Raw genomic sequence first — 25,930 nt, 5'->3', positions numbered from 1 at the left:
ACAACTCCCTCGTCCAGGACTGACGCCTACCAAACCTCGAAGCCAAGATCGTTTGCGGTGGAGAACTCAGGAAGCTCCACTCGTCCCGGTGACCACGGAAAACCCGTGTCCACCGGACCGAGTCGTATGCCAGGATCCGCCGCATGGAGCCCCACAACGAGTCGGCAGCAGGCGAGGTCCTGCGTCAACGCGGCTGGCGCAAGGCATTCACCGTCCAGGAGATGGTCGACAAATGGGCCTGGCTCGTGGGCAAGGTCGAGGACGGTTACAGCGACCTGGTGGACGAATACACCAACGACCTCTACAGCCGGAACTGGCTGCACGAGGCGTGGCCGATCCTCACTGAGCGCGTGATCGTCCTATGGACCCCGCAGGTCAAGGCGCTCGACGACCGTTTCCGGGCTGCCACCGTCTTCGACGACGGCATCTCGTTGTCGCAGTTCCACCGGATCAGCGGATTCGACCCCATCGACATGTGGTGGTGGCGGCGCCACCCTCGTCTACTCGTCGGCGATCTCGGCCGCTCGCTCCGCTCGGCGGGCGCTACCGACTGATCCTCGGCAATGGAGCCTGCTACGAATCGCGGCCGGCGACCGCAATCACCTGGCCGGCAGCTCGGCCAGGAGGACGACTCGGTCGGCGTCGATATCGAAGCCGAGCACCGGATGACCATGATCGCCCTCCGGGTCCATGAGCACCGCTTTGCCCAAGCGCCGCCCGATCTCCCGCAAGAAGTCGCAGAACACATCAAGTCGCTCCTGGCCCTGCAACTCCCGCAGGTCGACGTCGAAGTCGATCTCATCGTCGTCCTGGAAACGGAAGATCGCCAGAACATCGGCAGTCGGCCAGACGCGCAGGTTCGGGCATTCAGCGTCCGCCGGGCGGGAGAGGACGGTCTCCGCCCGAGGGACCGGCAGCACGGTCTCACCTTCGGAGTACTGGCAATGCCAACCTCTCGCCTCGACAAGATCAAGAACCGCCTGCCAGTCCTCCACCGAGGCATCTGGGACACGCAGGTCCGGCAGAGACCCCATCACGTCCGGGTCGAAGAAACAGCTCACGTCTCCCCACATCAGATCAGCCACACCGTCATGCTGCCCGGCTCCTCGATCAAGCGCAGCCTCGTTTTCCTTGGCCAAAGACATGGGGCCCTGGATCAGTCGGACGGACGACATCATCGGCCCCAACTCGGCGTGACGGACATGTAGTCTACGAATCGTCGCAGTTCAGAGCCGGTATCCGAGCTCCTGCGGTCGGTAAAATCGACGGACCGCTCAACCCGTACGGCGGCCAGCCACAGCGCCGCCCCGAGGGCTACCGGACCCACCGGATGCGACCCGACGGCTGGCTCCACGACAAACCCCTGCGGGTGTGGCTCAACCCGGGGCACGGCGAAGAGCTGCTGGCCCTCGAGGCGTCGTACGAGCTGGTCTGGGCGACGACGTGGAAGGGCGAGGCGAACACGTGGGTGGGCCCCCGTCTCGGGCTGCCCGAGCTCCCGTTCATCGACTGGCCCACGATGCACGGGTCCTCACCACGGGGCACGTTCTGGAAGACGCAGTACGTGCTCGACTACGCACAGGGACGCCCGTTCGCCTGGATAGACGACGAGATCACGCACCTGGACCGGGAGTTCGTCGAGCAGAAGCACCTCGCCGCCGCCCTTCTGCTGCACGTCGACCACCGGATCGGACTGACCCGACCGGACTTCGACGCGCTCGCGGACTGGGCGGCGGCGAGGTGAGGCGGTGCGCCGGGGCGGCGCCGCGGGCGTCAGTCCTTCGCCACCGCCCAGGCGCGCTGTACGGCCAGGTCAGCCTTCACCTCGGCGAGCTGCGCGGCAACCGCAGACGGGGCCGTACCGCCGCGTCCGTCGCGCGAGGCGAGCGCACCGGGGACGTTCAGCACGCTGCGGACCTCGGGCGTCAGATGCGGCGAAATGCGCGCGAACTGTTCATCGGTGAGCTGATCCAGCTCGATCCCGTTCGCCTCGCACTCCTTCACGCACTCCCCCGCCACCTCGTGGGCGACGCGGAACGGCACGCCCTGCCGCACCAGCCACTCGGCGACGTCGGTCGCGAGCGAGAAACCGGCCGGGGCGAGCTCCTCCATCCGCTCGCGGTTGACGGTGAGCGTGGCCATCATCCCGGTGAAGGCCGGCAGCAGGACCTCCAGCTGGTCGCACGAGTCGAAGACGGGCTCCTTGTCTTCCTGCAGGTCGCGGTTGTACGCGAGCGGCAGTGCCTTGAGCGTGGCCAGCAGACCGGTCAGATTGCCGATGAGGCGGCCCGATTTGCCGCGCGCCAGCTCCGCGATGTCCGGGTTCTTCTTCTGCGGCATGATCGAGGAGCCGGTCGAGAAGGCGTCGTGCAGCGTCACGAAGGAAAACTCCTTCGTGTTCCAGATGATGACCTCCTCGGCGATCCGGGAGAGGTTGACGCCGATCATCGCGGTGATGAAGGCGAATTCGGCGACGAAGTCGCGCGAGGCCGTGCCGTCGATGGAGTTGGCGACGGAGCCGCGCTCGAAGCCGAGGTCCTGCGCGACGGCCTGCGGGTCGAGCCCGAGCGACGACCCGGCCAGGGCACCCGAGCCGTACGGCGAGACGGCCGTGCGCTCGTCCCACTGGCGCAGTCGCTCCGCGTCCCGGGAGAGCGACTGGACGTGGGCCAGCACGTGGTGGGCGAAGAGGACCGGCTGGGCGTGCTGCAGGTGGGTGCGGCCGGGCATGGCGACGTCCGGATGGGCCTCGGCGAGCCCCACGAGGGCGTCCTGCAGGTCGGCGACCAGACCGCCGACGATCCGGGCGTGGTCGCGCAGGTACATCCTGAAGAGGGTGGCGACCTGGTCGTTGCGGGACCGGCCCGCGCGGAGCTTGCCGCCGAGCTCCGCACCGAGCCGCTCCAGCAGGCCGCGCTCCAGGGCGGTGTGCACGTCCTCGTCGGCGATGGTGCCGGTGAAGCCGCCCGAGGCGACGTCCGCTTCGAGCTGGTCGAGACCGGCCAGCATGCGCTCCAGCTCCTCGGACGTCAGCAGCCCCGCCTTGTGGAGCACCGCGGCGTGGGCGCGGGAGCCCGCGATGTCGTACGGCGCGAGGCGCCAGTCGAAGTGGACGGAGGCCGACAGCCGGGCCAGCGCCTCGGCGGGCCCGGCGGCGAAACGGCCGCCCCACAGCCGGACGTCACCGTTGTTGCTGCTCACAGCACTTGCTCCTTGGGACTTGCAGGCTCGGACGTGACGGCCGCCTCCCGGCCTCGGGCGGGCGGGCGGCGGCCGTCGCGCATTCGGGGATCAGGCGGATCTCGGTCAGGCTATGCCTGCAGGTCCCGCTTCGCGGCGATCTTCGACGACAGACCGAAGATGTCGATGAACCCCTGGGCCTTCGACTGGTCGAAGGTGTCGCCCGAGTCGTAGGTGGCGAGGTTGAAGTCGTACAGCGACTGGTCCGACTTCCGGCCGGTCACGACGGCGCGGCCGCCGTGCAGGGTCATCCGGACATCACCGGTGACGTGCTGGTTGGCCTCGTTGATGAAGCCGTCGAGGGCACGCTTGAGCGGCGAGAACCACAGGCCGTCGTAGACGAGCTCGCCCCAGCGCTGCTCGACCTGCCGCTTGTAGCGGGCGAGCTCCCGCTCGACCGTGACGTTCTCCAGCTCCTGGTGCGCCGTGATGAGCGCGATCGCGCCAGGTGCCTCGTACACCTCGCGGGACTTGATGCCGACGAGCCGGTCCTCGACCATGTCGATCCGACCGATGCCCTGGGCGCCAGCCCGCTCGTTGAGCTGCTGGATGGCCTGGAGGACGGTGACGGGCTTGCCGTCGACGGCGACGGGGACGCCCTCCTTGAAGCTGATGACCACCTCGTCGGCCTCACGGAGTTCGGCCGGGTTGGAGGTGTACTCGTAGATGTCCTCGATCGGCGCGTTCCAGATGTCCTCCAGGAAGCCGGTCTCGACCGCGCGCCCGAAGACGTTCTGGTCGATGGAGTACGGGGACTTCTTGGTGGTGGCGATCGGAAGCTGCTTCGCCTCGCAGAAGGCGATCGCCTTGTCCCGGGTCATCGCGTAGTCGCGGACCGGGGCGATGCACTTCAGGTCGGGGGCGAGGGAGGCGATGCCCGCCTCGAAGCGGACCTGGTCGTTGCCCTTGCCGGTGCAGCCGTGCGCCACGACGGAGGCGCCGTGCTTCTGGGCGGCGGCGACGAGGTGTTTGACGATGGTCGGCCGCGAGAGCGCGGAGACCAGCGGGTAGCGGTCCATGTAGAGGGCGTTGGCCTTGATCGCCGGAAGGCAGTACTCATCGGCGAACTCGTCCTTGGCATCCGCGACCTCGGCCTCGACGGCACCGCAGGCGAGCGCGCGCTTGCGGATGACGTCCAGGTCCTCGCCACCCTGGCCGACGTCCACGGCAACGGCGATGACCTCGGCGCCCGTCTCCTCGGCGATCCAGCCGATGGCGACGGAGGTGTCCAGACCGCCCGAGTAGGCGAGTACGACGCGCTCGGTCACGGGTTTCTCCTTACGGTGCATTCGGTGATGGGTATAACTATGCAGTGGCCCGTATGTTTTGTCAATGTGTCCGGGGCGTGAGCCGCCCGCTCGCTGCAGCATCACCACCAGATCCCCACTGAACAGGTGCAATGCGACCGTCGAGCAGACCACACAGGACGTGCCGGCCGCCTCGACGACCGGCATGACGGACCCTGACGACTGGCTGGACCTCGACACCGCGGCCCGCGACCTGTCACCGGCGCGTGCCCGGACCGCCGGACCGGTCCTCGCTCCCCCACCGTCGGCGAGCTGCCCGCGATCGAGCCGAGGGACGAGCTCCCGCGTGCGGACGCCGCGGCCGCGCGGAACCGACCGAGCTACCGGATCGCAGTGGGTCCGTGCGATGCCGGGCCCTCCTGCAGCACCTCCGGCGGGCGCCGTACGGGGCCGGCCCGGACCCTACTCCGGCCGGACGCACGCCAGGCAGCACCGGGGTGGGCGGCAGTCCACAGGCGGAGCGCCCTGGGGGCCGGGCGCCCGCCCTCGGCCGTTCCGGTCCATAATCCGGGCATGGGACAGACGTACGAACGCATAGAAGGTCGTATCCGCGCATTCATCGATGACCAGCCCGTCTTCTTCACCGCCACCGCCCCCCTCGCGGGCGACGGACACGTCAACCTCTCCCCCAAGGGCCGCAAGGGCACGCTCGTCGTCCTCGACGGCCTGACCCTCGCCTATCTGGACTTCGGCGGCAGCGGCGCCGAGACCATCGCCCACGTCCGTGAGAACGGCCGCATCACGCTGATGTGGTGCGCCTTCAGCGGACCGCCGAAGGTGCTCCGGGTGCACGGGCGCGGGGAGGCGGTGTTCCGGGACGACCCGCGCTGGGCAGAGCTCATCCGGCACTTCGGGGACGCCGACGGGGCCGGGGCCCGCGCGGTGATCGTCGTGCACGCCCGGCGGATCAGCGATGCCTGCGGCTTCGCGGTGCCGTTCATGGACTACCAGGCGGAGCGCACGCAGCACGCCGAACACCTCGCCCGCAAGACGGACGAGGAGTTCGCGGCGTACTGCGAGACGAAGCCCCACGTCGGCGTGAGCCTCGACGGCCTGCCGGCCCTACCCCTGCCCCTGCCGGCGCGCACCGACTGACAACCGTCACGGCGCTCGGAGCATCGTGGGCCCGTGGGACGCACAAGGACCGCTCCACGATTGAACTCATCGGCCCTCGTGTCCGTATCCAGGTGAGCGATACGGATCAGCCGAGGAGCAGCCGTGACGATGATTCAGACCGGGCGGGCCGCGAGACGCCAGACCATGCGCGGCATCCAGCCCCGCCGCAACCCCGCGGCGATGCTGCTGGTGACGGCCTGGGCGGGCGCGGCAGCCGTCCTGTGGCTCTGGTGGGACAACACGGCGGTGGTCCAGATGGACACCGCCGCCTGGCTGACGGGAGCAGGCCGGATCACCGGCCTGCTCGGCGGCTACGCGATCGCGCTGACGGTGCTCCAGATGGCCCGGGTCCCCGCGCTCGAACGACGCGTCGGCTCGGACCGGGCGACCCGCTGGCACGCGATGACCGGCCGGTACGCCATCAGCCTCGTCGTCGCCCACGTCGCCCTGACCGTCTGGGGGTACTCCGTCCAGGCCGGCACGGGCTTCGTCGAGCAGACCGTCACGGTCGTCGTCGACTTCCCCGAGATGATCAAGGCGACCATCGGGACCGTACTGCTGCTGGTGATCGGCTTCGTCTCGGCCGGGGCGGTGCGCCGCCGCCTGCGCTACGAGACCTGGTACTACCTGCACCTCGGGACGTACGCCGCCGTCTACCTGACGTTCTGGCACCAGTTGGCGACCGGTGCCGAGTTCGCGGCCAGCACCACCGCCCGCACGGTCTGGTACGCGCTGTACGGAGCGGTGGGCGCGCTCCTCCTGTGGTACCGGGTCCTCGCACCCGTACGGCTCAACCTCAGCCACCGGATGCGGGTGGAGTCCGTCGTGGAAGAAGCCCCCGGCGTGGTGTCCGTGCTGATCACCGGGCAGCGGCTGCACCGGCTCGGCGCCGAGGCCGGTCAGTTCTTCCGCTGGCGCTTCCTCACCCCGGGGCTGCGCTGGAGTTCCAATCCGTACTCGCTGTCCGCGCCGCCCCGACCCGACCTGCTGCGCATCACCGTCAAGGCCGCCGGCAAGCACAGCCTGGCGCTCTCCCGGCTGGAACCAGGCACCCGGGTCTGGGCCGAGGGCCCCTACGGGGCGATGACCGCGGGCCGCCGGAGCCAGAACAAGGTACTGCTGATCGCCGGCGGCGCCGGCATCACTCCGATGCGAGCCCTGTTCGAAACCCTGCCCGGTGGCCCGGGGGACCTGACCCTGCTCTACCGGGCGAGCCGGACCGAGGACCTGGCGCTGTGGGCCGAGTTGCAGCAGATCGCCGACGAACGCGACGCGAATCTGATGTACGCCGTCAACGGGCCGGACGGAGCACGCCCCGAGATCACCACCGAGCGGCTCAAAGAGGTGCTGCCGGACATCGACCAGCACGACGTCTACCTCTGCGGGCCGCCCGGTCTCGCCGAGGAGTCCTACAACGCACTGCGCGCGGCGGGCGTGCCGTCGCGCCGTATCCATCACGAGTCCTTCGAGATGTGAGGCCGTCCGTGAACAGGAAACACCCACTGCGCCGGATCTTTCTCAGCGTCGCCGGCACCGCGTCGGCCGTCGTGCTGCTGCTCGCCGTGAAGCAGCCGGGCACCCCGGCCGCCGGGACGGCACCGCAGGCCGGCGGCCCCGTGCCGCCCGCCGCGGCAGCACCCGCGGGGGGCGGCGGGGTCGAACCCGCGGGCGGCCAGACGGTGCTCGGTGACGAGGCCTCGACCCAGTACGGGCCCGTTCAGGTGCAACTGACGCTGAGCGACGGGAGGATCACCGCGGCCGCCGCCGTCAAGACGCCGGCCGGTGACCCCAACAGCGAGCGGATCGCCGCCAGTGCGGTGCCGCAACTCAACAAGGCCGCCATCGCCGCGCAGAGCGCCCGTATCGACGCCGTCTCCGGGGCGTCGTTCACCAGCGAGGGCTACAGGAAGTCCCTGCAGAGCGCCCTCGACAAGGCCGGCCTGTGATGACGGACCGGACCCGACTGCGTCATGTCGAACACGTGATGGGCACCGTCTTCTCGTTCGACGTGCGGATCGCCGCCGACTGCGACCGGGGGCGGCTGCGCGCCGGGGTGGTGGCCGCCGTCGCCTCCCTGCACCGTGCCGACGAGGTCTTCTCGACCTACCGCACGGACAGCGAGGTCAGCAGGCTCGCACGCAGGGAACTCACGTTGGCCGACTGCCCCGCCGAGGTCGCCGAGGTGTTCCGGCACTGCGAGACGGAGGAACGGCTGAGCGACGGCTGGTTCACCGCGCGCTACGCCGGCGGACTCGACCCCACAGGGCTGGTCAAGGGCTGGGCGGTGGAACGCGCCGTGCGCATGCTCGCCTCGTCCGGCGCCGCCGCGGTGTGCCTGGGCGGCGGGGGCGACGTCCAACTACACGGCGGCCCGTGGCGGGTCGGCATCTCCGACCCGTTGCGCCCGGGTGCGCTGGTCGCCGTCGTCGAGGCTGACGGGAGTCTCGCCGTGGCGACATCGGGCCCCGCAGAACGCGGCTGCCACATCGTGGACCCGCACACGGGCATCGCACCGTCCGAGGGCCTCGCCTCGCTCACCGTCGTGACCCGGGGCCTGACGCAGGCGGACGCCCGTGCCACGGCCGGCTACGCCATGGGCTGCCGAGCCCGGGCGTGGCTGGAGGGGCTCCCGGGCACGGAGGCGTTCGCCGTCACCGCGGACGGTGGCACCTGGCAGACCAGCGGATTCGCACACCATCTGGCGCGTCTCCCCGGGCTCCCGGACAGTGCCCCGGAGAGACGCGCGGCCTGAGTGGGGGGCGAGCCCGGTCGCGGGGCGTCGGCGAAGCGGCACGGACCGGCAGGAAGCAGGGGCGTGAGGAAATCCGGGCGTGGGGAAACCGGGCGTGGGAGAAAACCCGGGTGTCCCGCCCGCCCGGAATGCCCGGGCCGGAGGCTTCCTCCTTCAAGGAGGTCATACCGGGCCGGCGCTCGCCGCGAGTGGCCGGGCACCGCGGATGGTCGCCCACCGGACGGCCGAGACCAGGCTCCGCCGCCCGCCCCCGGACCGGGTACCCCGCACGGCCCCGCGGCCTCACCAGGAGGCGGACGCCGCCCCCGGCGGGTCAGCGCTCCTTCTGCGCCAGCCGCAGCAGATGGTCGGCGAGCGCCTGGCCGCCCGCCGGGTCGCGGGAGATGAGCAGCAGGGTGTCGTCACCCGCGATCGTGCCGAGGATCGCGTGGAGTTCTGCCTGGTCGATGGCCGAGGCGAGGAACTGGGCCGCGCCGGGTGGGGTACGCAGCACGACCAGGTTGGCCGACGCCTCCGCGGAGATGAGCAGTTCGCCGGAGAGGCGGCGCATCCGCTCCTCCTTCGCGGACTCCCCGAGCGGTGCCTGGGGCGTGCGGAACCCGCCTTCGCTGGGGACCGCGTAGATGAGCTCGCCGCCGGTGTTGCGGATCTTCACCGCGCCCAGCTCGTCGAGGTCCCGGGAGAGCGTCGCCTGGGTGACGCTCAGGCCGTGGTCGGCGAGCAGCCGCGCGAGTTGGCTCTGCGAGCGCACCGGCTGCCGGTTGAGGATGTCCACGATCCGGCGGTGGCGGGCCGTGCGGGTCTGCGGCACGGACGGCCCGCCGTGCTCGGTTTCCTGCGCCTCGGTCATCGTCGTCTCATTCTCCGGATCGTCCGTCCCCGCTGGTCACGTCGAGGATGCCGGGGAGCGCCCGGAGAAAGGCGTCCGCCTCGGCGTCGCGGATGATCAGCGGCGGCATGATCCGTACGACATCGGGGGCGGGCGCATTGACCAGGAGGCCGGCACCCTGAGCCGCCTGCTGCACCTGGGGCGCGAGGGGCTCGGTGAGCACGATACCCAGCAGGAGACCCGCGCCGCGGACATGGGAGACGAGTGGGTGCCTGTGCTTCCCGCCCGGATGCTCGATTCCGTCCCGGAGCTTCTCGCTGATCCGCTTGACCTCGTCGAGCGTGCCCTCGAGGGTCCTGAGGACGGCGAGCCCGGCGGCACAGGCGACCGGATTGCCGCCGAACGTCGTGCCGTGCTGTCCGGGCCGCAACAGTTCGGCGGCCGGCCCGAAGGCGAGCGTCGCACCCAGCGGCAGGCCGCCGCCCAGGCTCTTGGCCAGCGTCACGACATCGGGTTCGACCCCCTCGTGGGCCTGGTGCTCGAACCAGTGGCCGGTACGGCCGATACCGGTCTGCACTTCGTCGAGGACCAGCAGGGTGCCGGTGGCACGGGTGATGTCCCGTGCTGCCCTCAGATAGCCGGACGGCGGTACGACGACGCCGCTCTCGCCCTGGATCGGTTCGATGACCACCAGCGCCGTGTCCTCGGTGACCGCGGCCCGCAGCGCCTCGGCGTCCCCGTACGGCACGTGGGTCACGTCGCCCGGGAGCGGCAGGAAGGGCTCCTGCTTGGCAGGCTGTCCGGTGAGAGCGAGCGCCCCCATGGTCCGGCCGTGGAAACCTCCCTGGGTGGCGACCATGTGCCGACGGCCCGTCAGTCGACCGATCTTGAAGGCGGCCTCGTTGGCCTCTGCGCCCGAGTTGCAGAAGAACACCCGTCCCGGCCGGCCGGCGAGCTGGAGCAGCCGCTCGGCGAGAGCCACCGGGGGTTCGGCGACGAAGAGGTTGGAGACGTGCCCCAGGGAGGAGATCTGGCCGGAGACGGCCTCGACGACGGCGGGGTGGGCGTGGCCCAGCGCGTTCACGGCGATCCCGCCGACGAAGTCGAGGTACTCCTTGCCGTCCGCGTCCCAGACCTTCGCTCCCTCTCCGCGGACCAGCGGCAGCTGCGGCGTGCCGTAGTTGTCCATCATCGATCCCCGCCAGCGCTGCACGAGCCCCTGGTTGCCGCCCTGGCCGTTCATGCCGTCCGCCCTTCGGTCCCGTCGGGCACGACCATGGTGCCGATACCCTCGTCGGTGAAGATCTCCAGCAGGATGGAGTGCTGGACCCGGCCGTCCAGGACGCGCGCGGTGTTGACGCCGTTGCGCACGGCGTACAGGCAGCCCTCCATCTTGGGCACCATGCCACTGGACAGCTCGGGCAACAGCTTCTCCAGCTCCGCAGCGGTCAGCCGGCTGATCACTTCGTCGCTGTTGGGCCAGTCCTCGTAGAGGCCCTCGACGTCGGTGAGCACCATCAGCGTCTCCGCGCCGAGTGCTGCCGCGAGCGCGGCCGCCGCCGTGTCGGCATTGACGTTGTAGACGTGCCCGTCGTCGGCCGACCGGGCAATGGAGGAGACGACCGGGATGCGGCCGTCCTCCAGGAGGGCCTCGATCGCGCCGGTGTCGATGGAGGTGATCTCTCCGACGCGGCCGATGTCGACCAACTCGCCGTCGATGGTCGGACGGTGCTTGGTGGCGGTGATGGTGTGCGCGTCCTCGCCGGTGATGCCGACGGCGAGCGGGCCGTGCTGGTTGAGCAGGCCGACCAGTTCGCGCTGCACCTGCCCGGCCAGCACCATCCGTACGACGTCCATCGCCTCGGGCGTCGTCACCCGCAGTCCGGCTTTGAACTCACTGACCAGCCCGTGTTTGTCCAGCTGGGCGCTGATCTGGGGGCCGCCGCCGTGCACGACCACGGGTTTGATGCCTGCGTGCCGCAGGAAGACGACGTCCTGCGCGAACGCGGCCTTGAGTTCCGCGTCGACCATGGCGTTGCCGCCGAATTTGATCACGACCGTCTTACCGTGGTGACGGGTCAGCCACGGCAACGCTTCGATCAAGGTCTGTGCCTTGGGAAGTGCGGTGTGCTTTCGGGTGCTCATCGGCTCCGGATCCTCAGGAGGAGTAGGCACTGTTCTCGTGGACGTAGTCGGCGGTGAGGTCGTTCGCCCAGATGACGGCGGACTCGGAGCCGGCGGCGAGGTCCGCGGTGATCCGGACCTCGCGGTAGCGCATGTCGACCAGGTCGCGGGACTCGCCCACCGAACCGTCCCGGCAGACCCAGACGCCGTTGATGGCCACGTTGAGCCGGTCGGGCTCGAAGTCGGCCCGCGTCGTGCCGATGGCGGACAGCACCCGGCCCCAGTTGGGGTCCTCACCGTGGATGGCGCACTTGAGGAGGTTGTTCCGCGCGATGGAACGGCCGACCTCGACGGCGTCGTCCTCGCTCGCGGCGTTGACCACCTCGATGCGGATGTCCTTGCTGGCTCCTTCCGCGTCGCCGATGAGCTGGCGGGCCAGGTCGTCGCAGACCGTCCGGACGCCTTCGGCGAACGCGCCGTACTCGGGGGCGGTGCCGGAGGCGCCGGAGGCGAGCAGCAATACGGTGTCGTTGGTGGACATGCACCCGTCGGAGTCGACCCGGTCGAAGGTGAGCCGGGTCGCGTCGCGCAGAGCGTCGTCGAGGGTGGCGCTGTCGACGTCGGCGTCGGTGGTGAGGACGACCAGCATGGTGGCGAGCCCGGGGGCGAGCATGCCCGCGCCCTTGGCCATGCCCCCGACCGTCCAGCCGTCGCCGGTGAACACCGCGGTCTTGTGCACGGTGTCGGTGGTCTTGATGGCGATGGCGGCCTTTTCACCGCCGTGGACGCTCAGTTCGGCGGCCGCCTTCTCGATGCCCGGGAGGAGCTTGTCCATCGGGAGCAGTACGCCGATCAGTCCGGTGGACGCGACGGCGATCTCGCCCGCGCTGTGGCCCTCCAGGACCTCGGCGACCTTCTCTGCGGTGGCGTGGGTGTCCTGGAAGCCCTGGGGTCCGGTGCAGGCGTTGGCCCCACCGGAGTTGAGGACGACCGCGGAGACCTCTTCGCCCTTGAGCACCTGCTCCGACCAGAGGACCGGAGCGGCCTTGACGCGGTTGGAGGTGAAGACCCCGGCGGCGGCGCGGCGCGGCCCGTTGTTGACCACGAGGGCCAGGTCCGGGTTGCCGTTCTGCTTGATCCCGGCGGCGACGCCGGCCGCCGTGAATCCCTGTGCTGCCGTCACCGTCATGGTGCGACTCCGATCGTGGAAAGTCCGGTGGTCTCGTCGAGACCGAGGGCGATGTTCATGCTCTGGACCGCGGCGCCCGCGGTGCCCTTGGTGAGGTTGTCGAGGGCGCTGATCGCGATGATGCGGCCCGCGGCCTCGTCGTGGGCGACCTGCACCTGAACGGCGTTGGAACCGTAGACGGACGCCGTTGCGGGCCACTGTCCCTCCGGGAGGAGGCGGACGAACGGTTCTTCGGTGTACGCCTTCTCGTAGGCGGCCCGTACGGCCCCGGGGGTGGTGCCCGGCTTCGCCTTGGCACTGCAGGTCGCCAGGATTCCGCGCGGCATGGGCGCGAGCGTCGGGGTGAACGAGACGGTGACGGTCCCGCCCGCCACGGCGCTCAGGTTCTGGACCATCTCGGGGGTGTGTCGGTGGCCGCCGCCGACGCCGTAGGGACTCATGGAGCCCATGACCTCGCTGCCGAGGAGGTGCGGCTTGAGCGCCCTGCCCGCTCCCGAAGTGCCGGAGGCGGCCGTGATCACGGCCTCGGGCTCGGCGAGTCCGTCCGCGTACGCCGGGAAGAGGGCGAGGGACACCGCGGTCGGGTAGCAACCGGGTACCGCGATGCGCTTGGACCCCTCCAGCGCGGCGCGGGCACCCGGCAGTTCGGGGAGGCCGTAGGGCCAGGTCCCGGCGTGTGCAGAACCGTAGAACCGCTCCCACTCGGCGGCACTCCTGAGTCGGAAGTCGGCTCCCATGTCGACGACGAGGACGTCCTCGCCGAGTTGCTCCGCGACCGCGGCGGACTGGCCGTGCGGCAGGGCGAGGAACACGACGTCGTGGCCGGCGAGCACCTCCGGCGTGGTGGCGGCCAGCACCCGGTCCGCGAGCGGCAGCAGATGGGGCTGGAGGTCCCCGAGCCGCTGACCGGCGTTGGAGTTCGCGGTGAGGGCGCCGATCTCGACGCCGGGGTGCGCGAGGAGCAGGCGGAGCAGCTCCCCGCCCGCGTATCCACTCGCTCCCGCTACAGCTGCACGTACCGCCATCGGACTTCCTCCTCTTGGAGGGCATGACTATACGCATCAATGCAGCTTTATGCAATGAGAATCGCGCGACGCGGGACCGCTCCGAGGTGGCTCGACCTTCACCCGGCACGTGGGGGGGTACCTCAGAGGGGGGCAGCCCGGCGGGGCCGAGCATTCCGGTTGACGAACCGAGCATCAACGCTGGTGAGCGCGCCGCCCTCCGTGTGGCAACGGTGCGTGCGGATGTCGTTGCAGAGCGGTGCGTGGGATCGCCGACATGACGCTGCGACCCGTCCTGGTGAACATAAAGGCCCTCGACGACTCGTCGGTCGGCCGGTTCTGGGCGGAGGCGCTCGGCTGGAGTGTCACCAGCGGGGGGTCGGGCGCGACCGCCGCCGAACCCGTCGGCTTCGATGGGCTGCACCCGGTCGGCGTATGCATCGACGCCCTTGCCGTCCCGGAACCCAAGACGGCGACAAAGAATCGTGTGCACGTCGATCTCGCCACCACCTCTGCGGCCCATCAGGCGGAGTCGATCGCGCACCTGAAGTCCCTCGGACCGACGCCCGCCCCCGTGGGCCAGGGTGACGTGCCGTGGACGGTCCTGGCCGACCCGGAGGGCAACGAGTTCTGCGTGCTGGAGCCTCGGGAGACGTACCGGGACACCGGGCCGATCGCCCGGGTGGTGGTCGACTGCGCGGATCCGCGGGCCATGGCCCGGTTCTGGGACGAGACAATGAACTGGACCCTGCACGAGGTGACGGACGACCGTGCGGTGTGGCGCTCGGCCAAGGGTGTCGGCCCGTATGTTGAGTTCGTTCGCTCCTTCGACGTGAAGATCGTGCCGGACCGCGTCCACCTCGACCTGGTGCCGGCCCCCGGTGACGACAAAGCAGCGGAGGTCGCCCGACTGCGGGCCCTCGGCGCGGCCGACCTCGACGTCGGTCAGGGCGACGTCCCGTGGACCTGTCTCACCGACCCGGAGGGGCACGAGTTCTGTGTCCTCGCCCGGTCCTGACGCCGAGATTCCCATGGGTCTCTACGACAAGATCACCGGCACGAAGTACCCCTGCAGGGGCGTCGCACCGCTCCCCGCGGGGCCGCTCCGCGAGGCGCTCCTCGCGCTGGGCGGCTCGGGCGTGCCGTTCCGTGTGCGCGAGGCCTTCGCCAAGGAACGCGCGGACCTGGTCGCGGAGTGGCGCATCCAGCAGCAGGGCCTGACCCTCAGGACGAGGATGCGCTTCGTCACGGACGAGCGCGAGGTGCTCGCCCTCGACGAACGCTGGAGGGCCACCCCGGCGTCGCGGCAGTACGGCCGCGGCCCGGCACCCATGATCCAGAAGGAGTGGACGTTTGAGCGGGGGCCCGACGGCCGCCGGCGTCGGGTCGAGTCGTTCGGCTTCGACTCGCGGGAGATGAAGAACCCCCTGCGGAACACGGTCCTCGACGCGGGGTGGACGTGGCGCGGGAGGCTCTACCGGTGGTGACCCGCCGGCCGGCGGAGGGTCGGCGGGGCCGACGGGTCTCCCGCAGCAGCCCACAGTCGTCCGGGGGCCTCCGGGTCCCGCGAATGCCACGAATGTTTCGAGTGCCGCGGTACGCGTGGGGCGCCGCGTCGTCCGTGCCGCCCACGTTCCCGGGGCAGCGGAGCTGTTCCGGGGCGCTCCACTCCCGTCGCCGTGCCTCGCCCTTCGCCGCGTACGGTCCCCTCCCGCTTCGATGGGCCTCGTGCCCCGTTCGGCGTGGGGTGGGCACAGTCGCCGCAGCGCCGACGAGCCCGCCCGGCGGTTCAGGAGCACCTGCTCCCCTGGGTGGGAACGCACCCTCCGATCAGATACGCGTCGACCGCGTCGTCGGGACAGCGGCTGTCCACGGCACACCCCGCCGTGACCGTCCCCGTCCGGGGTCAGCAGCCCGGCCAGCCGCCGGTGGGCTGAGGCCGGATCGGTCCGAACGGCCCACCTCGAGTGAAGCCGACGGGTACGCGACTGACGCCTCCCGAGAAAGCATGGCTTGACACGGGTGGCGGTCCGCGCGGTCCTGCTGAACGGCCCGGTGGGCGGGGGCGAGAGGCTCAGCGAGGGGGTTGCCGGCGGCGGCGGTGCCGCCGACCGGGCGGCGGCGGGTACGGTCCCGTGCCGTGGCGGCGGCCGGCGCGACGGGGATCATAGGGAGCATGGTGCGGGCGGAGAGCGGAGATTGGGCAGCGGAAGCGGTGCGTCGGTTGTGCGCGGACGCGAACCCGACACCCTTGGTGCCCCTCCCTTACGAGCGCCTCTACGTCAAGGACGAGTCCGCGCACCCCTCCGGCACGCTCAAGCACCGGTTGGTACGGGCGCTGCTCTGCGAAGCGGTCATGGACGGCTCGGTGGGCGAGGGGGTCCCCGTCGTGATGGGGACGGGCGGGCCCGCCGCGGTGGCCGGGGCGTACTGCGCCCGCCTCGCCGGTATCCCGTTCGTCGCTCTGGTGCCGGCGAAGGCACCACCGGCGGTACGGGAGTCGGTCGAGCGCCACGGTGGACGGTGGCGGATCGCCGCGGCACCGGCAACCCTCCAGGACGAGGGGCGCCACCTGGCGGAGCGCATGGGCGGATACTTCCTGGACCACTTCGCCGACTCGGAACGGGCCCTCGGGATGTGCCCGCTGCCGGATCTCGCCGAGGAGATGTTCGGCCAGCTGGCACGGGTGGGTGCTGGGGAACCCGCCTGGCTGGTGGCGGGCCTGGGAACCGGGACGACCACCGCGACGCTCGGCCGCTACGTGCGGGAGCGGGGCGGGAACGGGACCCGGGTGGCGGGGGTGGACGCCGAGTGCTCCGCGTACTTCCCGGCCTGGGCGAGGGACTGCGCCGACTACACGACCGGGATGCCGTCGCCGATCCCCGGCATCGGCCGCCCCCGCACCGAGCCCGCCTTCCGCCCCGACCTGCTGGACCTGGTGATCCCCGTCACGGCCGACGCGGCCGCGGACGGCCTGCGGTGGCTGCACCGCGAGGCTGGTTACGCGGCGGCCGGCGGGGGTGGGCCCGCCGCGGGCGCCGTCGCCTGGGCGGTGAGCCATCTCATGGGGCGGATGCAGGAGTCGGGCACGTCGGGCTGCGTGGTCATGGTGACCAGCGCGCGCCAGGTGGCGCCGGCACGCGCCGCGGCCCGTTCCTCCACATAGGGGTCCGCACAGGGGTCCGCCCCTATGCGGACCGGCCTCCGCCGAGCCGGTGGACGGGCGTCTGCCGCCCGGTCGCCCGCGCCACCGGGGACCGCGGGGCCGGGGCACCGGTTCAGCCGCCGGTCTCCAGGCGTAGATTCCAGTATCCGGCCCTGCCGATCAGGACGACGGTGGACAGTGGCCGCACGTCCACGTTCCAGTACATGGCCGGCGGGGCTTTGAGCGCATAGACGAGGGCGGCCCGAACGACCGCGGGTTCGGCGACGGCCACCACCGCACTCCCGTCGTCGGCGGGGCGGGTATCCAGCCAGCCCCCGACGCGGGTGATGAATGCGAGCAGGGGTTCCCCGCCGTGGGGTGCGGAGCGCGGGTCGGCGATCCAGGCGTCGACGGCGCCCGGTTCCCTGGCCGCCACCTCGGCCAGGGTGAAGCCGCGCCACCGCCCCATGTCGCAGTCGCTCAGCGCCGGCTGGGCGAGCGGGGCGTAGCCGAGCGCGTCGGCGGTGGCCCGGCTGCGGACGGTGGGCGAGCAGTAGCGCAGCTCGGCCGCGCCCAGGGGGACGAGCGCGTGCGCCGCGAGCCGCACGTCGTGCCAGCCCGCTTCGTCCAGCGGCCGGTCGTCGTCGAAGCGCTCGGCCAGCCGGGACGAGCAGCGCGCAGCGGTGACCAGCGTGAACCGAACACTCATGGCGGGATCGTGAAGCCACGCGCGCCCCAGGTCAAGAGTGGTTACCGACCGGTGTCCGACCTGCAGCGCAACGTACGCCCCGCGGGGGTGCGGGGAGGGGCGCGACGTGCCCGTGGCTTCCGCCTGGGACCGCGGCCGGACCGGGTCGGACCGCGGCCGGTCCCGCGCGGGAGGGTGAGCCGACGGACACGCTCCGTGCGGACGCCCCGCACGCCGGGCCGAGCCGCGAGGGTCATCGGGCCACCGGAAGAGGGCGCCCTCCTCCGCTCCGATGGCCGATCGGCACGAAGCCGATCTCCTGTACGCGTCCTGGACGTCGTTTCGTGGCGAGCCGGATCCTGCACGGCCCGAGCACGTCGAGGTGGTCGCGGACCCCCTCCACGACGACGGTGCGCGCCCTCCGCCGCGCGGGCCGGGTCGACGCGGACGTCACGCAGCCTCGCGGAGAAGCAGGAGAAGTCCGTGACGCTCCGGGCGTGGGGACCTGGCTGCCGGAAACGGTCCCGCGGATGGCGGTGTCGTTCAGCACCGGTCCCGGGGCGCCGGTGTCGAGCGGCGAGGTGATGGTCCGGCTCTGCTGGTCCCGGCTGTGCCCGGCGGTCCGGTGGGCGTCGGGTGGAGAGTCCGGGGCGGGGCGGGACGGGGGCGCTCCGGGAGATCTGGCAGCGGCCGGGAACGGCGTCCGCGTCGTCGTACTGCCGCGGCCGGGCGGGCGCTCGTCAGCAACGAGGCCGCTTCCGTGTACGCGGCCGCGGACGCCTCGGCGCAAGGGGCTCCGTTCGGCGCCGCGCGTCGATCACCCCGGGATCTCGTCGCACGCGGCACGCAGCCGCCGTACGCCCTCGGCGATCTCCGGCAGGCCCGCCACGCCCGCGAAGCTCAACCGCACGTGCCCCGCCGGAGGTTCGGCACTGAAGTAGGGGCGCCCCGGGGCCACGGCGACGCCCGCGCGAAGCGCGGCGGCGACCAGGGCGCCTTCGTCGGTGCCGTCGGGAAGGCGTAGCCACAGGTGGTAGCCCCCGGACGGGAGGTGCGGCAGGGCCAGTTCGGGCAGGTGCAGCCGCAGGGCCGCCGCCATGGCGTCCCGACGGGTCCTCAGCTCCGTGGCGACGGTGCGCAGGTGGCGCCGCCAGGCAGGTGATCCGACCAGCTCCAGAGCCGCTTCTTGCAGGGGCCGAGGGACGAAGAAGCTGTCGACGACGTGGATGGCCCGTAGCCGCTCGAGCACGGGGCCACGGGCCACGAGCGCACCGACCCGCAGGCTCGGCGAGGTGGCCTTGGTGAGGGAGGAGACGTGGACGACGACGCCGTCGGGGTCGTCGGCGGCCAGCGGAGCGGGCAGCGGGGCGGCATCGTCGTGGACGAGGCACCGCGCGAAGTCGTCCTCGATGACGAACGCCCCGGCGGAGCGCGCGGTCCGGACCACCTCGGCGCGTCGCTCGGGGGCGAGGACCGCGCCGGTCGGGTTCTGGAAGAGGGGCTGAGCCACGAAGACCCGCGCCCCGGTGGCGCGGAAGGCGGCGGCGAGGAGCTCGGGGCGCACTCCCTGCGGGTCGGCCGGCACCGGCACGGGCCGGAGTCCGGCGGCCCGGGCGATGGCCAGCATGCCGGGATAGGTGGGGGACTCGACGAGAACGGGGGCGCCGGGCGGCGCGAGTGCGCGCAGCGCCGTGGTGAGCGCGGACTGTCCTCCCGCCGTCACGAGCACGTCGGCCGCCGTGACGTCGCTGCCGACCGTCCGGGCGAACCAGTCGCGCAGCTCGGGGAGCCCGTCGATCGGCGGCCTGCCCCAGGCACCGGGGCGGCGACCGGCCCGGGCGAGCGCGGCCGCCATGGCCCGTTCCGGCTGGAGGGCGGCGTGCAGGTAGCCGCCGTTGAACTCGACGACTCCGGGCGGCGGTGCGGCGAGCGTGACCAGCACTCCCGAGGCGTCCACCGTGCGGGGCACCGGCTCGGCGGCGTCTGCACTGAGCGCGATCTCCTGCCAGGAGGTGTCCCCGGCGGCAACGGCGGGCGGGCGAGGCGCGGCCCGGAACGCTCCGGCGCCCGGACGCGTGACGACGAGTCCTTCGGCGGCGAGTTGCGCGAGCGCGCGAGAGACGGTGACCGGGGATACCCGATGGCGCTCGACCAGAGCACGACTCGATGGCAGCTTCTCACCAATGGAGTAGCGGTTCAGCTCGCTCTTGAGGGAATTCGCCAGGTCTTCCACGCTGCTACGCTGTTGCATGAAAGCAAAGGATAGCGCTACTCTTCGGGGCTCGATAGCGGTGGGCACCGCACCACCGACGGGCACCGCGGGCATCACCGGCACTCGCGCCGCGGTTCCGCGGCACGGCACGCTGCTCGCCTCGCTCGGCGTCGTCGCGTTCTCCCTCACCTTCCCCTCCACCGCCTGGGGCCTCGAGTCCTTCGGCCCGTGGTCGTTCGTGGCGGTGCGCAGCGTCCTCGCGGCCGTCCTCGCGGGCGGCTTCCTGCTGGCCCTGCGCGTCCCGCTGCCGGAGCGCCGGCACCTGGGCGGTCTCGTGGTCGTGGCCGGCGGGGTGGTCGTGGGCTTCCCCCTGCTGACGACGCTGGCGCTGCGGACGTCCAGCACGTCGCACGCCGCGGTGGTGGTCGGTCTGCTCCCGCTGACCACGGCCGCCTTCGCGGCCGTCCGGACCCGACGGCGCCCGCCGCGGGCCTTCTGGGCGGCCGCGCTCGTCGGCGCCGCCGTCGTCATCGCCTTCGCGCTCCAGCAGAGCGGCGGGGTGCCCTCGACGGGCGACCTGTACCTGTTCGGCGCCCTGCTGGTGTGCGCCGCGGGCTACACGGAGGGCGGCCGGCTGGCCCGGGTGATGCCCGGCTGGCAGGTCATCGGCTGGGCGTTGGTGCTGTGCCTTCCGTTCGCCCTGGCCGGCGCGGCGTTCACCCTGACGGCCGAACCCGTGCGCCTGACCGTGCACGGGGTCCTGGGCCTGCTCTGGGTGGCCGCGGGATCGACCTTCTTCGGGCTCTACGTCTGGTACCGGGGGATGGCGGCGATCGGCATCGCCCGGGCCAGCCAACTGCAGCTCGCCCAGCCCCTGCTCACCCTGGTCTGGTCGGTGCTGCTGCTCTCCGAGAGCCTCTCCCCCGCCGTCCCCCTCGCCGCCGTCGGCGTGCTCGTGTGCATCGCCGTCACCCAGCGCGCGGGGGCCTGAGCGTGGATGCTTGCCGGTGATGCAGGTCACTCCCCGGGTCGTAGACTCGGGGTAGCGACCACGCCCCCTTCGAGGAGGTCCCTTCCGATGCAAGCGATTGTGGGCGACAAGCTGCTCGTGCACGGCCGGATCGTCGGCCAGCACGACCGGCTCGCCGAAGTCCTTGAGGTGCTGGGCGACAACGGCGGTCCACCGTTCCGCGTCCGTTTCGAGGACGACGGTCACGAGTGCCTGATGTCCCCCGGCCCCGACACCGTCGTACGACACCACGAGGAAGCCTGAGCCGAGTCTCTCGACCGGTTCACCGGCCGTCAGTACGGTGCACGGATCCGGGTCGGATAGTGGTCGGCCACCACCCTGGCCATGGCCCCGATCCGGTCCGTGCCCACTTCCTGCGCGGCGAAGAAGCAGTGGCCCCGCACGTTCGCGTAGGAGTGCGCCAGGGTGAGGTGGCGTGACAGCTCGGCGGGGTCCTGCCAGGCGTCGGGCTGCGCCGGATCGCCCGCCTTGTAGAGGGCTTCCCCGACGTAGAGCTGCACGCCGGTGCCCTCGACCACCGCGTCCCACCACGGTACGAGCTTGGCGTAGTCCGCGGCCGCCATGCCGATGTGCCAGTAGAGCTGTGGGACGACGTAGTCGATCCACCTCTGGCGAACCCACTTCCGGGTGTCTGCGTACAGGTCGTCGTACGTCTGGACGCCCGCTCGGGTGGCGGATCCGCGGGGGTCGGTCGCGGCGTTGCGCCACACTCCGAACGGGCTGATGCCGAAGCGGACCTGTCCGTTGATCTGCTTGATCCGTTCCGCCGTCTCCGCCACCAGCCGGTCGATGTTGTTGCGTCGCCAGGCGGCCCTGGTGGGGAAACCGGCACCGTAGCGGGCGTATGCCGCGTCGTCGTCGAAGACCTCTCCGGCGACCGGATAGGGATAGAAGTAGTCGTCCCAGTGCACGGCGTCGATCGCGTAGTGCCGCACGGCGTCGAGCATGGCGTCCTGGACGAACGCTCTGACCTGGGGCAGCCCCGGGTTGTAGTACAGCCTGCCGCCGTACGGGACGACCCACTCCGGATTCCGCCGGGCGGGGTGCCGCGGAGACAGCCGGGAGAGGTCGGGGTGATTGGCCACCCGGTACGGGTTGAACCAGGCGTGCAGTTGCAGACCGCGTTTGTGGGCCTCCGTGACGGCAGTACCCAACGGGTCCCATCCGGGGCTCCTGCCCTGCACACCGGTCAGGTATTGGGACCACGGTTCGTACGGCGAGGGCCACAGCGCGTCCGCGGTCGGCCGCACCTGGAGCACCACGGCGTTGAGGCGTCGGGCGACTGCCGTGTCGAGATGGGCCAGCAGCTCGGAGCGTTGCGCCTGCGCGCTGAGGCCGGGTCGTGAGGGCCAGTCCCGGTTGGCGACGGTCGCCAACCACATACCGCGGAAGTCGTGCGGGCCTGACCGGCGCGGCACTGCCGCGGCGGCGCCGCCGGCCACGGTGAGCGCGGTGATCGCGCCGGCCGCCGTGACGAATCCTCTTCGGGTGATCTGCCTCATATGACGCGTCATGTACCGACCCCTCCGCACAGCCGTGCGCCGAGTGCTCGTCGATGTCCCGCACAGCATGCCCGCCCCGACCCCTCGACCACACGCACCGGCGGAGTAACGTCGTGGCGTCGAGGCGGGCCCGGAGCCAAACGGGGGAACCTGCCGAACTGAAGATCAGCGAAAGGCACGATGTGACCGACACTGTGGCCGACGTATCCCGAGTCGGAGTGGTGGGCTGTGGCCAGATGGGCGCCGGAATCGCGGAGGTGTGCGCCCGCAGCGGACTCGAGGTCAAGGTCGCCGAGACCACCGGCGAGGCCCTGGAGATCGGCCGTACGCGTCTGTACAACTCCCTCTCCAAGGCCGCCGAACGAGGCAAGATCACCGAAGAGGAACGCGACGCGACGCTGGATCGCCTCAGCTTCACCACGGACCTCGGGGAGTTCGCCGACCGCGATCTCGTCATCGAAGCGGTCGTGGAGAACGAGCAGGTCAAGACGGAGATCTTCCAGGTCCTCGACCAGGTCGTGACCCGGCAGGACGCCATCCTCGCCTCGAATACCTCTTCGATTCCGCTGGTGAAGCTGGCCGTCGCGACCTCGCGGCCCGACCAGGTCATCGGCATCCACTTCTTCAACCCCGCCCCCGTGCAGAAGCTCGTCGAGCTGATCCCCGCGTTGACGACCTCGGAGGAGACGATCAAGCGGTCGGAGGCCGTCGTCCAGCAGGTGCTGGACAAGCACGCCATCCGCGCCCAGGACCGTTCGGGCTTCGTGGTGAACGCCCTGCTGATCCCGTACCTGCTCTCGGCGATCCGGATGTTCGAGTCGGGAATCGCCAGCCGCGAGGACATCGACAACGGCATGGAGCTCGGCTGCGCCCACCCGATGGGGCCGCTGAAGCTGTCGGACCTCATCGGACTGGACACGGTCGCCTCGGTGGCCGACTCGATGTACACGGAGTTCAAGGAGCCGCTCTACGCCGCTCCCCCGCTGCTGCAGCGGATGGTCGACGCGGGCCGGCTGGGCCGGAAGACGGGCTCCGGCTTCTACGTCTACTCCTGATCCACGGCGGTTTCGCACGGGGTGTGCGGAGCGTGTCCGCATATGCCTCGCGCACACGCTCCCCCGCCCCGACCAAGGCGAGTTGACTCGGAGCGGCTCGATCGAGTCGACCACGACCAGCTGCCAGGAGGAGCGATCCGTGACCACCGACCCCGATCACTTAGCCGCCGTCGAGGAGTTCGCCGAGCTGCGCCGCTCCCTCGACGTCGGTTTCGCCCGCATCGACGGGCACCTCGCCCTGATCTCCCAACGCCACGACCGCATCGACCGGGATCTGACCGATCTCACGGCACGGGTCGTGACGCTGGAGCACGCCAAGTGGCCGCTGCCGGCCGTGGCGGCGTTGACGGCACTCGGGGCACTGGCGTTGGCGGTGTGGCAGGCCGTCGGCCGCTAGAGCTCACGCCAGCCGAAGATGGTGCAACATCAGCAGCCCGGCCGCCATGTTGGCGGCCGGGACCTCGCCGCGGGCGATCATGTCCGGGACCAGCTTGAGCGGGATCCACTCGCGGCGCGAGGATTCGAAGTCGTCCTCCGGTGGCCCGGTGTACGTCGCGCTCTCGGACCAGAACAGGTGGTGCCGGGCGTCGGTGAGCCCGTTGCACGGCTCGACCGTGAGCAGGTGGTGGAGCGGACCGGGCCGCCAGCCGGTCTCCTCCTCCATCTCTCGGGCGGCCGCAGCGGCGACGTCCTCGCCGTCCTCGACGACGCCTGCCGCGAGCTCCCAGCCCCAGCTGTCGGTGATGAAACGGTGGCGCCAGAGCATCAGCACCTCGTTGGCCCCGTTGACGGCGGTTGCGACGGCGACCGGGCGGAGCCGGATGAGGTAGTGGTCGAGGTGCCGGCCGTTCGGGAGGGCAACATCTGCACGGTTGACCCGGAACCAGCGATTTTCATAGACAGTTTGTTCGCTCAACTTCATCCACTGCACGTTTCTGCCACCTTCCGACAAGTAGATGGCAATATCGCAGCAGGCCCCTGCGCACGGTGGAACACTCACCGGAGGGCTCAGGAGAGCGTGCAGGAGGACGGGCCCGCCCGGGAGCGGAAAGAAGAGCACCGGCCGGCATCCCTCCGGCAGGACGGTCAGTCCGTCACAGCGGCACGCGCAGGGCGCCGTCGATGCGTTCGGCAGCCTCCTCGGCACCGCTGCACCCGCTCGCCACGAGGTGCTTGCGCACCACCCGCAGCCTGTCCCTGAGCCGCTGGGACTCCATGCCCCGCGCCCATTCGGCCATGTCCGTCGCGGTCCGTGCGGCGCGGTCGGCCTCCCCTTGGCGCAGCTCGATCTGGCTGAGCATGGCCAGCCGGTGGACCCTGCCCCGGTCGTGCGCCGGGGACGCCGCGGCCGCCGCGGCGTGCGCGCGGGCCGCCGTGAGGTCCCCCAGGCTCAGGAGCGCCTCCGCCACCTGGACGTTCACCAGCCCCGGCTGGACGTACCCCGTCTCGTCCGGTTCGTGCCCCGGCAGGATCCGCTCCGCCTCCCCCTCCGCCCGCCGGATGCAGCCCAGCGCACTGCCGCCGTCACCGAGATGGGCGTACGCCTTCGCCTGCATCGCGCACAGGTCGGCCGCCAGGGCGGGAGTGATCTGGCCCCCGGCGGCCCGCAGCGCCGCCTCGGCGAAGGCGACGGCCTGCCGGTGCTCGTCCAGGAACAGGCACTGGTTGACCAGCAGCGCGATGACGTACGCCCCGAGCCCCCGGTCCCCGCTCGCCTTCGCCAGCCGCAGCGCCTGGTGGAAGTAGCGCTGGGCCAGTCCGTGCGCGTCCGAGTCATAGGCGCAGATGCCTGCGACGGCCACCAAGCCGCCGGTCGCGCGGTGCAGTTGGCGACCGAGGCCGTCGCTGTAGGACCCGCGCAGCAACGGGGCCGCCTCTGCGTTGAGGAAGCCGACGATCCGGGCGCGCGTGGCGATCCCACCGGCCTTCCGGTAGAGCAGTTCGTAGTGCGCCCGGGCCGCCCGCAACATCGTGATGTCGGCCTCGCCGACCCGGGCCTGCCCACTGCGCGAGACGTCGGAGTCCTCCGGGGGGTTCTCCCATTCCCAGACCGGCATCACCGCTGGCGTCCCCGTGACCGCCGGCGCCCCGATGACATGGGGGCGCTGCTGTTCGTCGGAGCGCCAGAGCGCGGTGGCGCGCTCCACGAAGCCCGAGAGCGTCGACCCCTGCGAGGCGGTGGGCCCGCCGGGTACGCCCAGCCCGGCGTCGTCGAGGGTGACCGTGCGGTGCAGCCGTGCCGCGAGCACCTCGCAGATCAGGTCGGGCACCTGGCCGCGCGGCCGCTGGCCCTTCAGCCATCGCGCCACGGCGGTGTGTTCGTACCGCAGTGCCAGTCCTCTGGCGCTACCGACCTGGTTGACGTGGGCGGCGAGGCCCGCGTGGGAGATGCCCGCCTCGTCGAGCAGGGCGTCGAGCAGGGTGTTGGGCTGCATCTGGCCCTCCGTTGGCTCGGTGGGGCCAGCCTAGTGGAGTCCGATTCGCACGGGGTGTGAACCGAGCGCCCCGTAACGGTGGTCCGCGCACGTTGTCGCCGCGTCCGGCGCACCAGTTGAATGAACTGCCTCTCGCAGAGGCGGTCGGGTCGCCGGTTCCCCCTCGTACAGTGCGGCGGCCCGCAACCCGCGCCGCCCGCCCCTGCCGGTCTGCCCGACAACTCCGCGGCAGGGCGGGCGGCGCGCGCCGCGCACGACTCCCGTTCCGTCCCGGTGAACGTTCCGTCATGACGCGGGAAGGG

The 25,930-nt window shown here is 71.4% G+C and carries 26 protein-coding genes; 13 read left to right on the top strand and 13 right to left on the bottom strand.

Features of this window, described 5'->3' with window-relative positions; translation table 11 throughout:
* The first annotated feature begins 143 nt into the window (after positions 1–143).
* On the top strand, positions 144–554 hold the full coding sequence (locus tag ACFXOM_RS11900; protein WP_385037788.1) for a hypothetical protein: 411 nt from the start codon (positions 144–146) through the stop codon (positions 552–554).
* Between the two features lie 45 nt (positions 555–599).
* On the opposite strand, the gene ACFXOM_RS11895 is transcribed toward ACFXOM_RS11900, so the two are convergent.
* On the bottom strand, positions 600–1,085 hold the full coding sequence (locus ACFXOM_RS11895) for a hypothetical protein (protein ID WP_384936244.1): 486 nt from the start codon (positions 1,083–1,085) through the stop codon (positions 600–602).
* A gap of 152 nt (positions 1,086–1,237) precedes the next feature.
* On the opposite strand from ACFXOM_RS11895, the gene ACFXOM_RS11890 reads away from it, so the two are divergent.
* A complete protein-coding gene (locus ACFXOM_RS11890; RefSeq protein ID WP_384936247.1) occupies positions 1,238–1,744 on the top strand; it encodes a hypothetical protein in 507 nt (168 codons plus the stop codon).
* Between the two features lie 29 nt (positions 1,745–1,773).
* Here ACFXOM_RS11890 and argH read toward each other — a convergent pair whose 3' ends face one another.
* On the bottom strand, positions 1,774–3,201 hold the full coding sequence (argH, locus tag ACFXOM_RS11885) for an argininosuccinate lyase (protein ID WP_384935889.1): 1,428 nt from the start codon (positions 3,199–3,201) through the stop codon (positions 1,774–1,776).
* A 110-nt stretch (positions 3,202–3,311) separates the two neighbouring features.
* On the bottom strand, positions 3,312–4,508 hold the full coding sequence (locus tag ACFXOM_RS11880) for an argininosuccinate synthase (protein WP_384935892.1): 1,197 nt from the start codon (positions 4,506–4,508) through the stop codon (positions 3,312–3,314).
* Between the two features lie 552 nt (positions 4,509–5,060).
* On the opposite strand from ACFXOM_RS11880, the gene ACFXOM_RS11875 reads away from it, so the two are divergent.
* From ACFXOM_RS11875 to ACFXOM_RS11860, 4 genes are all read left to right on the top strand, one after another.
* A complete protein-coding gene (locus tag ACFXOM_RS11875) occupies positions 5,061–5,642 on the top strand; it encodes a pyridoxamine 5'-phosphate oxidase family protein (protein ID WP_384935894.1) in 582 nt (193 codons plus the stop codon).
* A 129-nt stretch (positions 5,643–5,771) separates the two neighbouring features.
* Positions 5,772–7,139 (top strand): ferric reductase-like transmembrane domain-containing protein, encoded by a 1,368-nt coding sequence (locus tag ACFXOM_RS11870; protein WP_384943951.1) that lies wholly within the window; start codon positions 5,772–5,774, stop codon positions 7,137–7,139.
* A gap of 8 nt (positions 7,140–7,147) precedes the next feature.
* Complete coding sequence (locus tag ACFXOM_RS11865) at positions 7,148–7,609, top strand: FMN-binding protein (RefSeq protein ID WP_384935897.1); 462 nt, start codon at positions 7,148–7,150, stop codon at positions 7,607–7,609.
* Positions 7,610–7,647: 38 nt separating this feature from the next.
* On the top strand, positions 7,648–8,415 hold the full coding sequence (locus ACFXOM_RS11860; RefSeq protein WP_384936252.1) for an FAD:protein FMN transferase: 768 nt from the start codon (positions 7,648–7,650) through the stop codon (positions 8,413–8,415).
* A 313-nt stretch (positions 8,416–8,728) separates the two neighbouring features.
* Here ACFXOM_RS11860 and ACFXOM_RS11855 read toward each other — a convergent pair whose 3' ends face one another.
* From ACFXOM_RS11855 to argC, 5 genes are read right to left on the bottom strand one after another with little or no spacing between them, the layout of a single operon-like run.
* Complete coding sequence (locus ACFXOM_RS11855) at positions 8,729–9,265, bottom strand: arginine repressor (RefSeq protein ID WP_384935900.1); 537 nt, start codon at positions 9,263–9,265, stop codon at positions 8,729–8,731.
* 7 nt (positions 9,266–9,272) lie between these two features.
* The gene (locus ACFXOM_RS11850; protein ID WP_385037785.1) at positions 9,273–10,487 is read right to left on the bottom strand and encodes an acetylornithine transaminase; all 1,215 of its coding nucleotides are present in this window, start codon (positions 10,485–10,487) and stop codon (positions 9,273–9,275) included.
* A complete protein-coding gene (gene argB / locus ACFXOM_RS11845) occupies positions 10,484–11,389 on the bottom strand; it encodes an acetylglutamate kinase (protein WP_384935906.1) in 906 nt (301 codons plus the stop codon). Before argB ends, ACFXOM_RS11850 begins: the two co-directional genes overlap by 4 nt.
* 13 nt (positions 11,390–11,402) lie before the next feature.
* The gene (argJ, locus tag ACFXOM_RS11840) at positions 11,403–12,557 is read right to left on the bottom strand and encodes a bifunctional glutamate N-acetyltransferase/amino-acid acetyltransferase ArgJ (protein WP_384935909.1); all 1,155 of its coding nucleotides are present in this window, start codon (positions 12,555–12,557) and stop codon (positions 11,403–11,405) included.
* Complete coding sequence (gene argC, locus ACFXOM_RS11835; protein WP_385037783.1) at positions 12,554–13,582, bottom strand: N-acetyl-gamma-glutamyl-phosphate reductase; 1,029 nt, start codon at positions 13,580–13,582, stop codon at positions 12,554–12,556. The genes argJ and argC overlap by 4 nt, the downstream gene beginning before the upstream one ends.
* Positions 13,583–13,838: 256 nt before the next feature.
* On the opposite strand from argC, the gene ACFXOM_RS11830 reads away from it, so the two are divergent.
* From ACFXOM_RS11830 to ACFXOM_RS11820, 3 genes are all read left to right on the top strand, one after another.
* Positions 13,839–14,579, top strand: a complete 741-nt coding sequence (locus tag ACFXOM_RS11830; RefSeq protein WP_385037780.1) for a VOC family protein — start codon at positions 13,839–13,841, stop codon at positions 14,577–14,579.
* Between the two features lie 13 nt (positions 14,580–14,592).
* Positions 14,593–15,048 carry a hypothetical protein gene (locus tag ACFXOM_RS11825; protein ID WP_385037777.1) on the top strand — a complete coding sequence of 152 codons (456 nt, stop codon included), beginning with the start codon at positions 14,593–14,595 and terminating at the stop codon, positions 15,046–15,048.
* A gap of 689 nt (positions 15,049–15,737) precedes the next feature.
* The gene (locus tag ACFXOM_RS11820; RefSeq protein WP_384935920.1) at positions 15,738–16,727 is read left to right on the top strand and encodes a pyridoxal-phosphate dependent enzyme; all 990 of its coding nucleotides are present in this window, start codon (positions 15,738–15,740) and stop codon (positions 16,725–16,727) included.
* Positions 16,728–16,839: 112 nt separating this feature from the next.
* Here ACFXOM_RS11820 and ACFXOM_RS11815 read toward each other — a convergent pair whose 3' ends face one another.
* Positions 16,840–17,415: a histidine phosphatase family protein gene (locus ACFXOM_RS11815; RefSeq protein WP_384935923.1), complete on the bottom strand. Its 576-nt coding sequence runs from the start codon at positions 17,413–17,415 to the stop codon at positions 16,840–16,842.
* Between the two features lie 796 nt (positions 17,416–18,211).
* Positions 18,212–19,756, bottom strand: coding sequence for a PLP-dependent aminotransferase family protein (locus tag ACFXOM_RS11810; protein WP_384935926.1), 1,545 nt, complete (start codon positions 19,754–19,756; stop codon positions 18,212–18,214).
* Here ACFXOM_RS11810 and ACFXOM_RS11805 point away from each other — a divergent pair.
* Together ACFXOM_RS11805 and ACFXOM_RS11800 are read left to right on the top strand one after the other, a co-directional pair.
* Positions 19,644–20,597, top strand: coding sequence for a DMT family transporter (locus ACFXOM_RS11805; protein WP_384935929.1), 954 nt, complete (start codon positions 19,644–19,646; stop codon positions 20,595–20,597). The two genes, ACFXOM_RS11810 and ACFXOM_RS11805, sit on opposite strands and share 113 nt — an antisense overlap.
* 87 nt (positions 20,598–20,684) lie before the next feature.
* Positions 20,685–20,879 carry a DUF1918 domain-containing protein gene (locus tag ACFXOM_RS11800; protein ID WP_384935931.1) on the top strand — a complete coding sequence of 65 codons (195 nt, stop codon included), beginning with the start codon at positions 20,685–20,687 and terminating at the stop codon, positions 20,877–20,879.
* A 29-nt stretch (positions 20,880–20,908) separates the two neighbouring features.
* Here the strand turns inward: ACFXOM_RS11800 and ACFXOM_RS11795 are convergent, their stop codons facing one another.
* Positions 20,909–22,138, bottom strand: coding sequence for a glycoside hydrolase family 10 protein (locus ACFXOM_RS11795; RefSeq protein ID WP_384935933.1), 1,230 nt, complete (start codon positions 22,136–22,138; stop codon positions 20,909–20,911).
* A gap of 194 nt (positions 22,139–22,332) precedes the next feature.
* Here ACFXOM_RS11795 and ACFXOM_RS11790 point away from each other — a divergent pair, with 194 nt between their 5' ends.
* Together ACFXOM_RS11790 and ACFXOM_RS11785 are read left to right on the top strand one after the other, a co-directional pair.
* Complete coding sequence (locus tag ACFXOM_RS11790; protein WP_384935936.1) at positions 22,333–23,193, top strand: 3-hydroxybutyryl-CoA dehydrogenase; 861 nt, start codon at positions 22,333–22,335, stop codon at positions 23,191–23,193.
* 139 nt (positions 23,194–23,332) lie between these two features.
* Positions 23,333–23,590 (top strand): hypothetical protein, encoded by a 258-nt coding sequence (locus tag ACFXOM_RS11785; RefSeq protein WP_384935938.1) that lies wholly within the window; start codon positions 23,333–23,335, stop codon positions 23,588–23,590.
* A gap of 3 nt (positions 23,591–23,593) precedes the next feature.
* On the opposite strand, the gene ACFXOM_RS11780 is transcribed toward ACFXOM_RS11785, so the two are convergent.
* Together ACFXOM_RS11780 and ACFXOM_RS11775 are read right to left on the bottom strand one after the other, a co-directional pair.
* Positions 23,594–24,124, bottom strand: coding sequence for an NUDIX domain-containing protein (locus ACFXOM_RS11780; RefSeq protein WP_384935940.1), 531 nt, complete (start codon positions 24,122–24,124; stop codon positions 23,594–23,596).
* Between the two features lie 163 nt (positions 24,125–24,287).
* Positions 24,288–25,628, bottom strand: a complete 1,341-nt coding sequence (locus tag ACFXOM_RS11775; RefSeq protein WP_384935943.1) for a transcriptional regulator — start codon at positions 25,626–25,628, stop codon at positions 24,288–24,290.
* Between the last annotated feature and the right edge of the window lie 302 nt (positions 25,629–25,930).

The sequence above is a fragment of the Streptomyces sp. NPDC059169 genome, assembly GCF_042755225.1.
Taxonomy (GTDB): Bacteria; Actinomycetota; Actinomycetes; order Streptomycetales; family Streptomycetaceae; genus Streptomyces.
This window is presented reverse-complemented; position numbering and strand designations above follow the sequence as displayed.

Coding starts and splice junctions, on each gene's coding strand:
- ACFXOM_RS11860 (WP_384936252.1), top strand. CDS start 7,648: ATGGGCACCGTCTTCTCGTTCGACGTGCGGATCGCCGCCGACTGCGAC.
- ACFXOM_RS11850 (WP_385037785.1), bottom strand. CDS start 10,487: ATGAACGGCCAGGGCGGCAACCAGGGGCTCGTGCAGCGCTGGCGGGGA.
- ACFXOM_RS11820 (WP_384935920.1), top strand. CDS start 15,738: ATGGTGCGGGCGGAGAGCGGAGATTGGGCAGCGGAAGCGGTGCGTCGG.
- ACFXOM_RS11855 (WP_384935900.1), bottom strand. CDS start 9,265: ATGACCGAGGCGCAGGAAACCGAGCACGGCGGGCCGTCCGTGCCGCAG.
- ACFXOM_RS11875 (WP_384935894.1), top strand. CDS start 5,061: ATGGGACAGACGTACGAACGCATAGAAGGTCGTATCCGCGCATTCATC.
- ACFXOM_RS11775 (WP_384935943.1), bottom strand. CDS start 25,628: ATGCAGCCCAACACCCTGCTCGACGCCCTGCTCGACGAGGCGGGCATC.
- ACFXOM_RS11805 (WP_384935929.1), top strand. CDS start 19,644: ATGAAAGCAAAGGATAGCGCTACTCTTCGGGGCTCGATAGCGGTGGGC.
- ACFXOM_RS11825 (WP_385037777.1), top strand. CDS start 14,593: ATGGGTCTCTACGACAAGATCACCGGCACGAAGTACCCCTGCAGGGGC.
- argC (WP_385037783.1), bottom strand. CDS start 13,582: ATGGCGGTACGTGCAGCTGTAGCGGGAGCGAGTGGATACGCGGGCGGG.
- ACFXOM_RS11870 (WP_384943951.1), top strand. CDS start 5,772: ATGATTCAGACCGGGCGGGCCGCGAGACGCCAGACCATGCGCGGCATC.
- ACFXOM_RS11795 (WP_384935933.1), bottom strand. CDS start 22,138: ATGAGGCAGATCACCCGAAGAGGATTCGTCACGGCGGCCGGCGCGATC.
- ACFXOM_RS11900 (WP_385037788.1), top strand. CDS start 144: ATGGAGCCCCACAACGAGTCGGCAGCAGGCGAGGTCCTGCGTCAACGC.
- ACFXOM_RS11800 (WP_384935931.1), top strand. CDS start 20,685: ATGCAAGCGATTGTGGGCGACAAGCTGCTCGTGCACGGCCGGATCGTC.
- argB (WP_384935906.1), bottom strand. CDS start 11,389: ATGAGCACCCGAAAGCACACCGCACTTCCCAAGGCACAGACCTTGATC.
- ACFXOM_RS11815 (WP_384935923.1), bottom strand. CDS start 17,415: ATGAGTGTTCGGTTCACGCTGGTCACCGCTGCGCGCTGCTCGTCCCGG.
- ACFXOM_RS11830 (WP_385037780.1), top strand. CDS start 13,839: ATGACGCTGCGACCCGTCCTGGTGAACATAAAGGCCCTCGACGACTCG.
- argJ (WP_384935909.1), bottom strand. CDS start 12,557: ATGACGGTGACGGCAGCACAGGGATTCACGGCGGCCGGCGTCGCCGCC.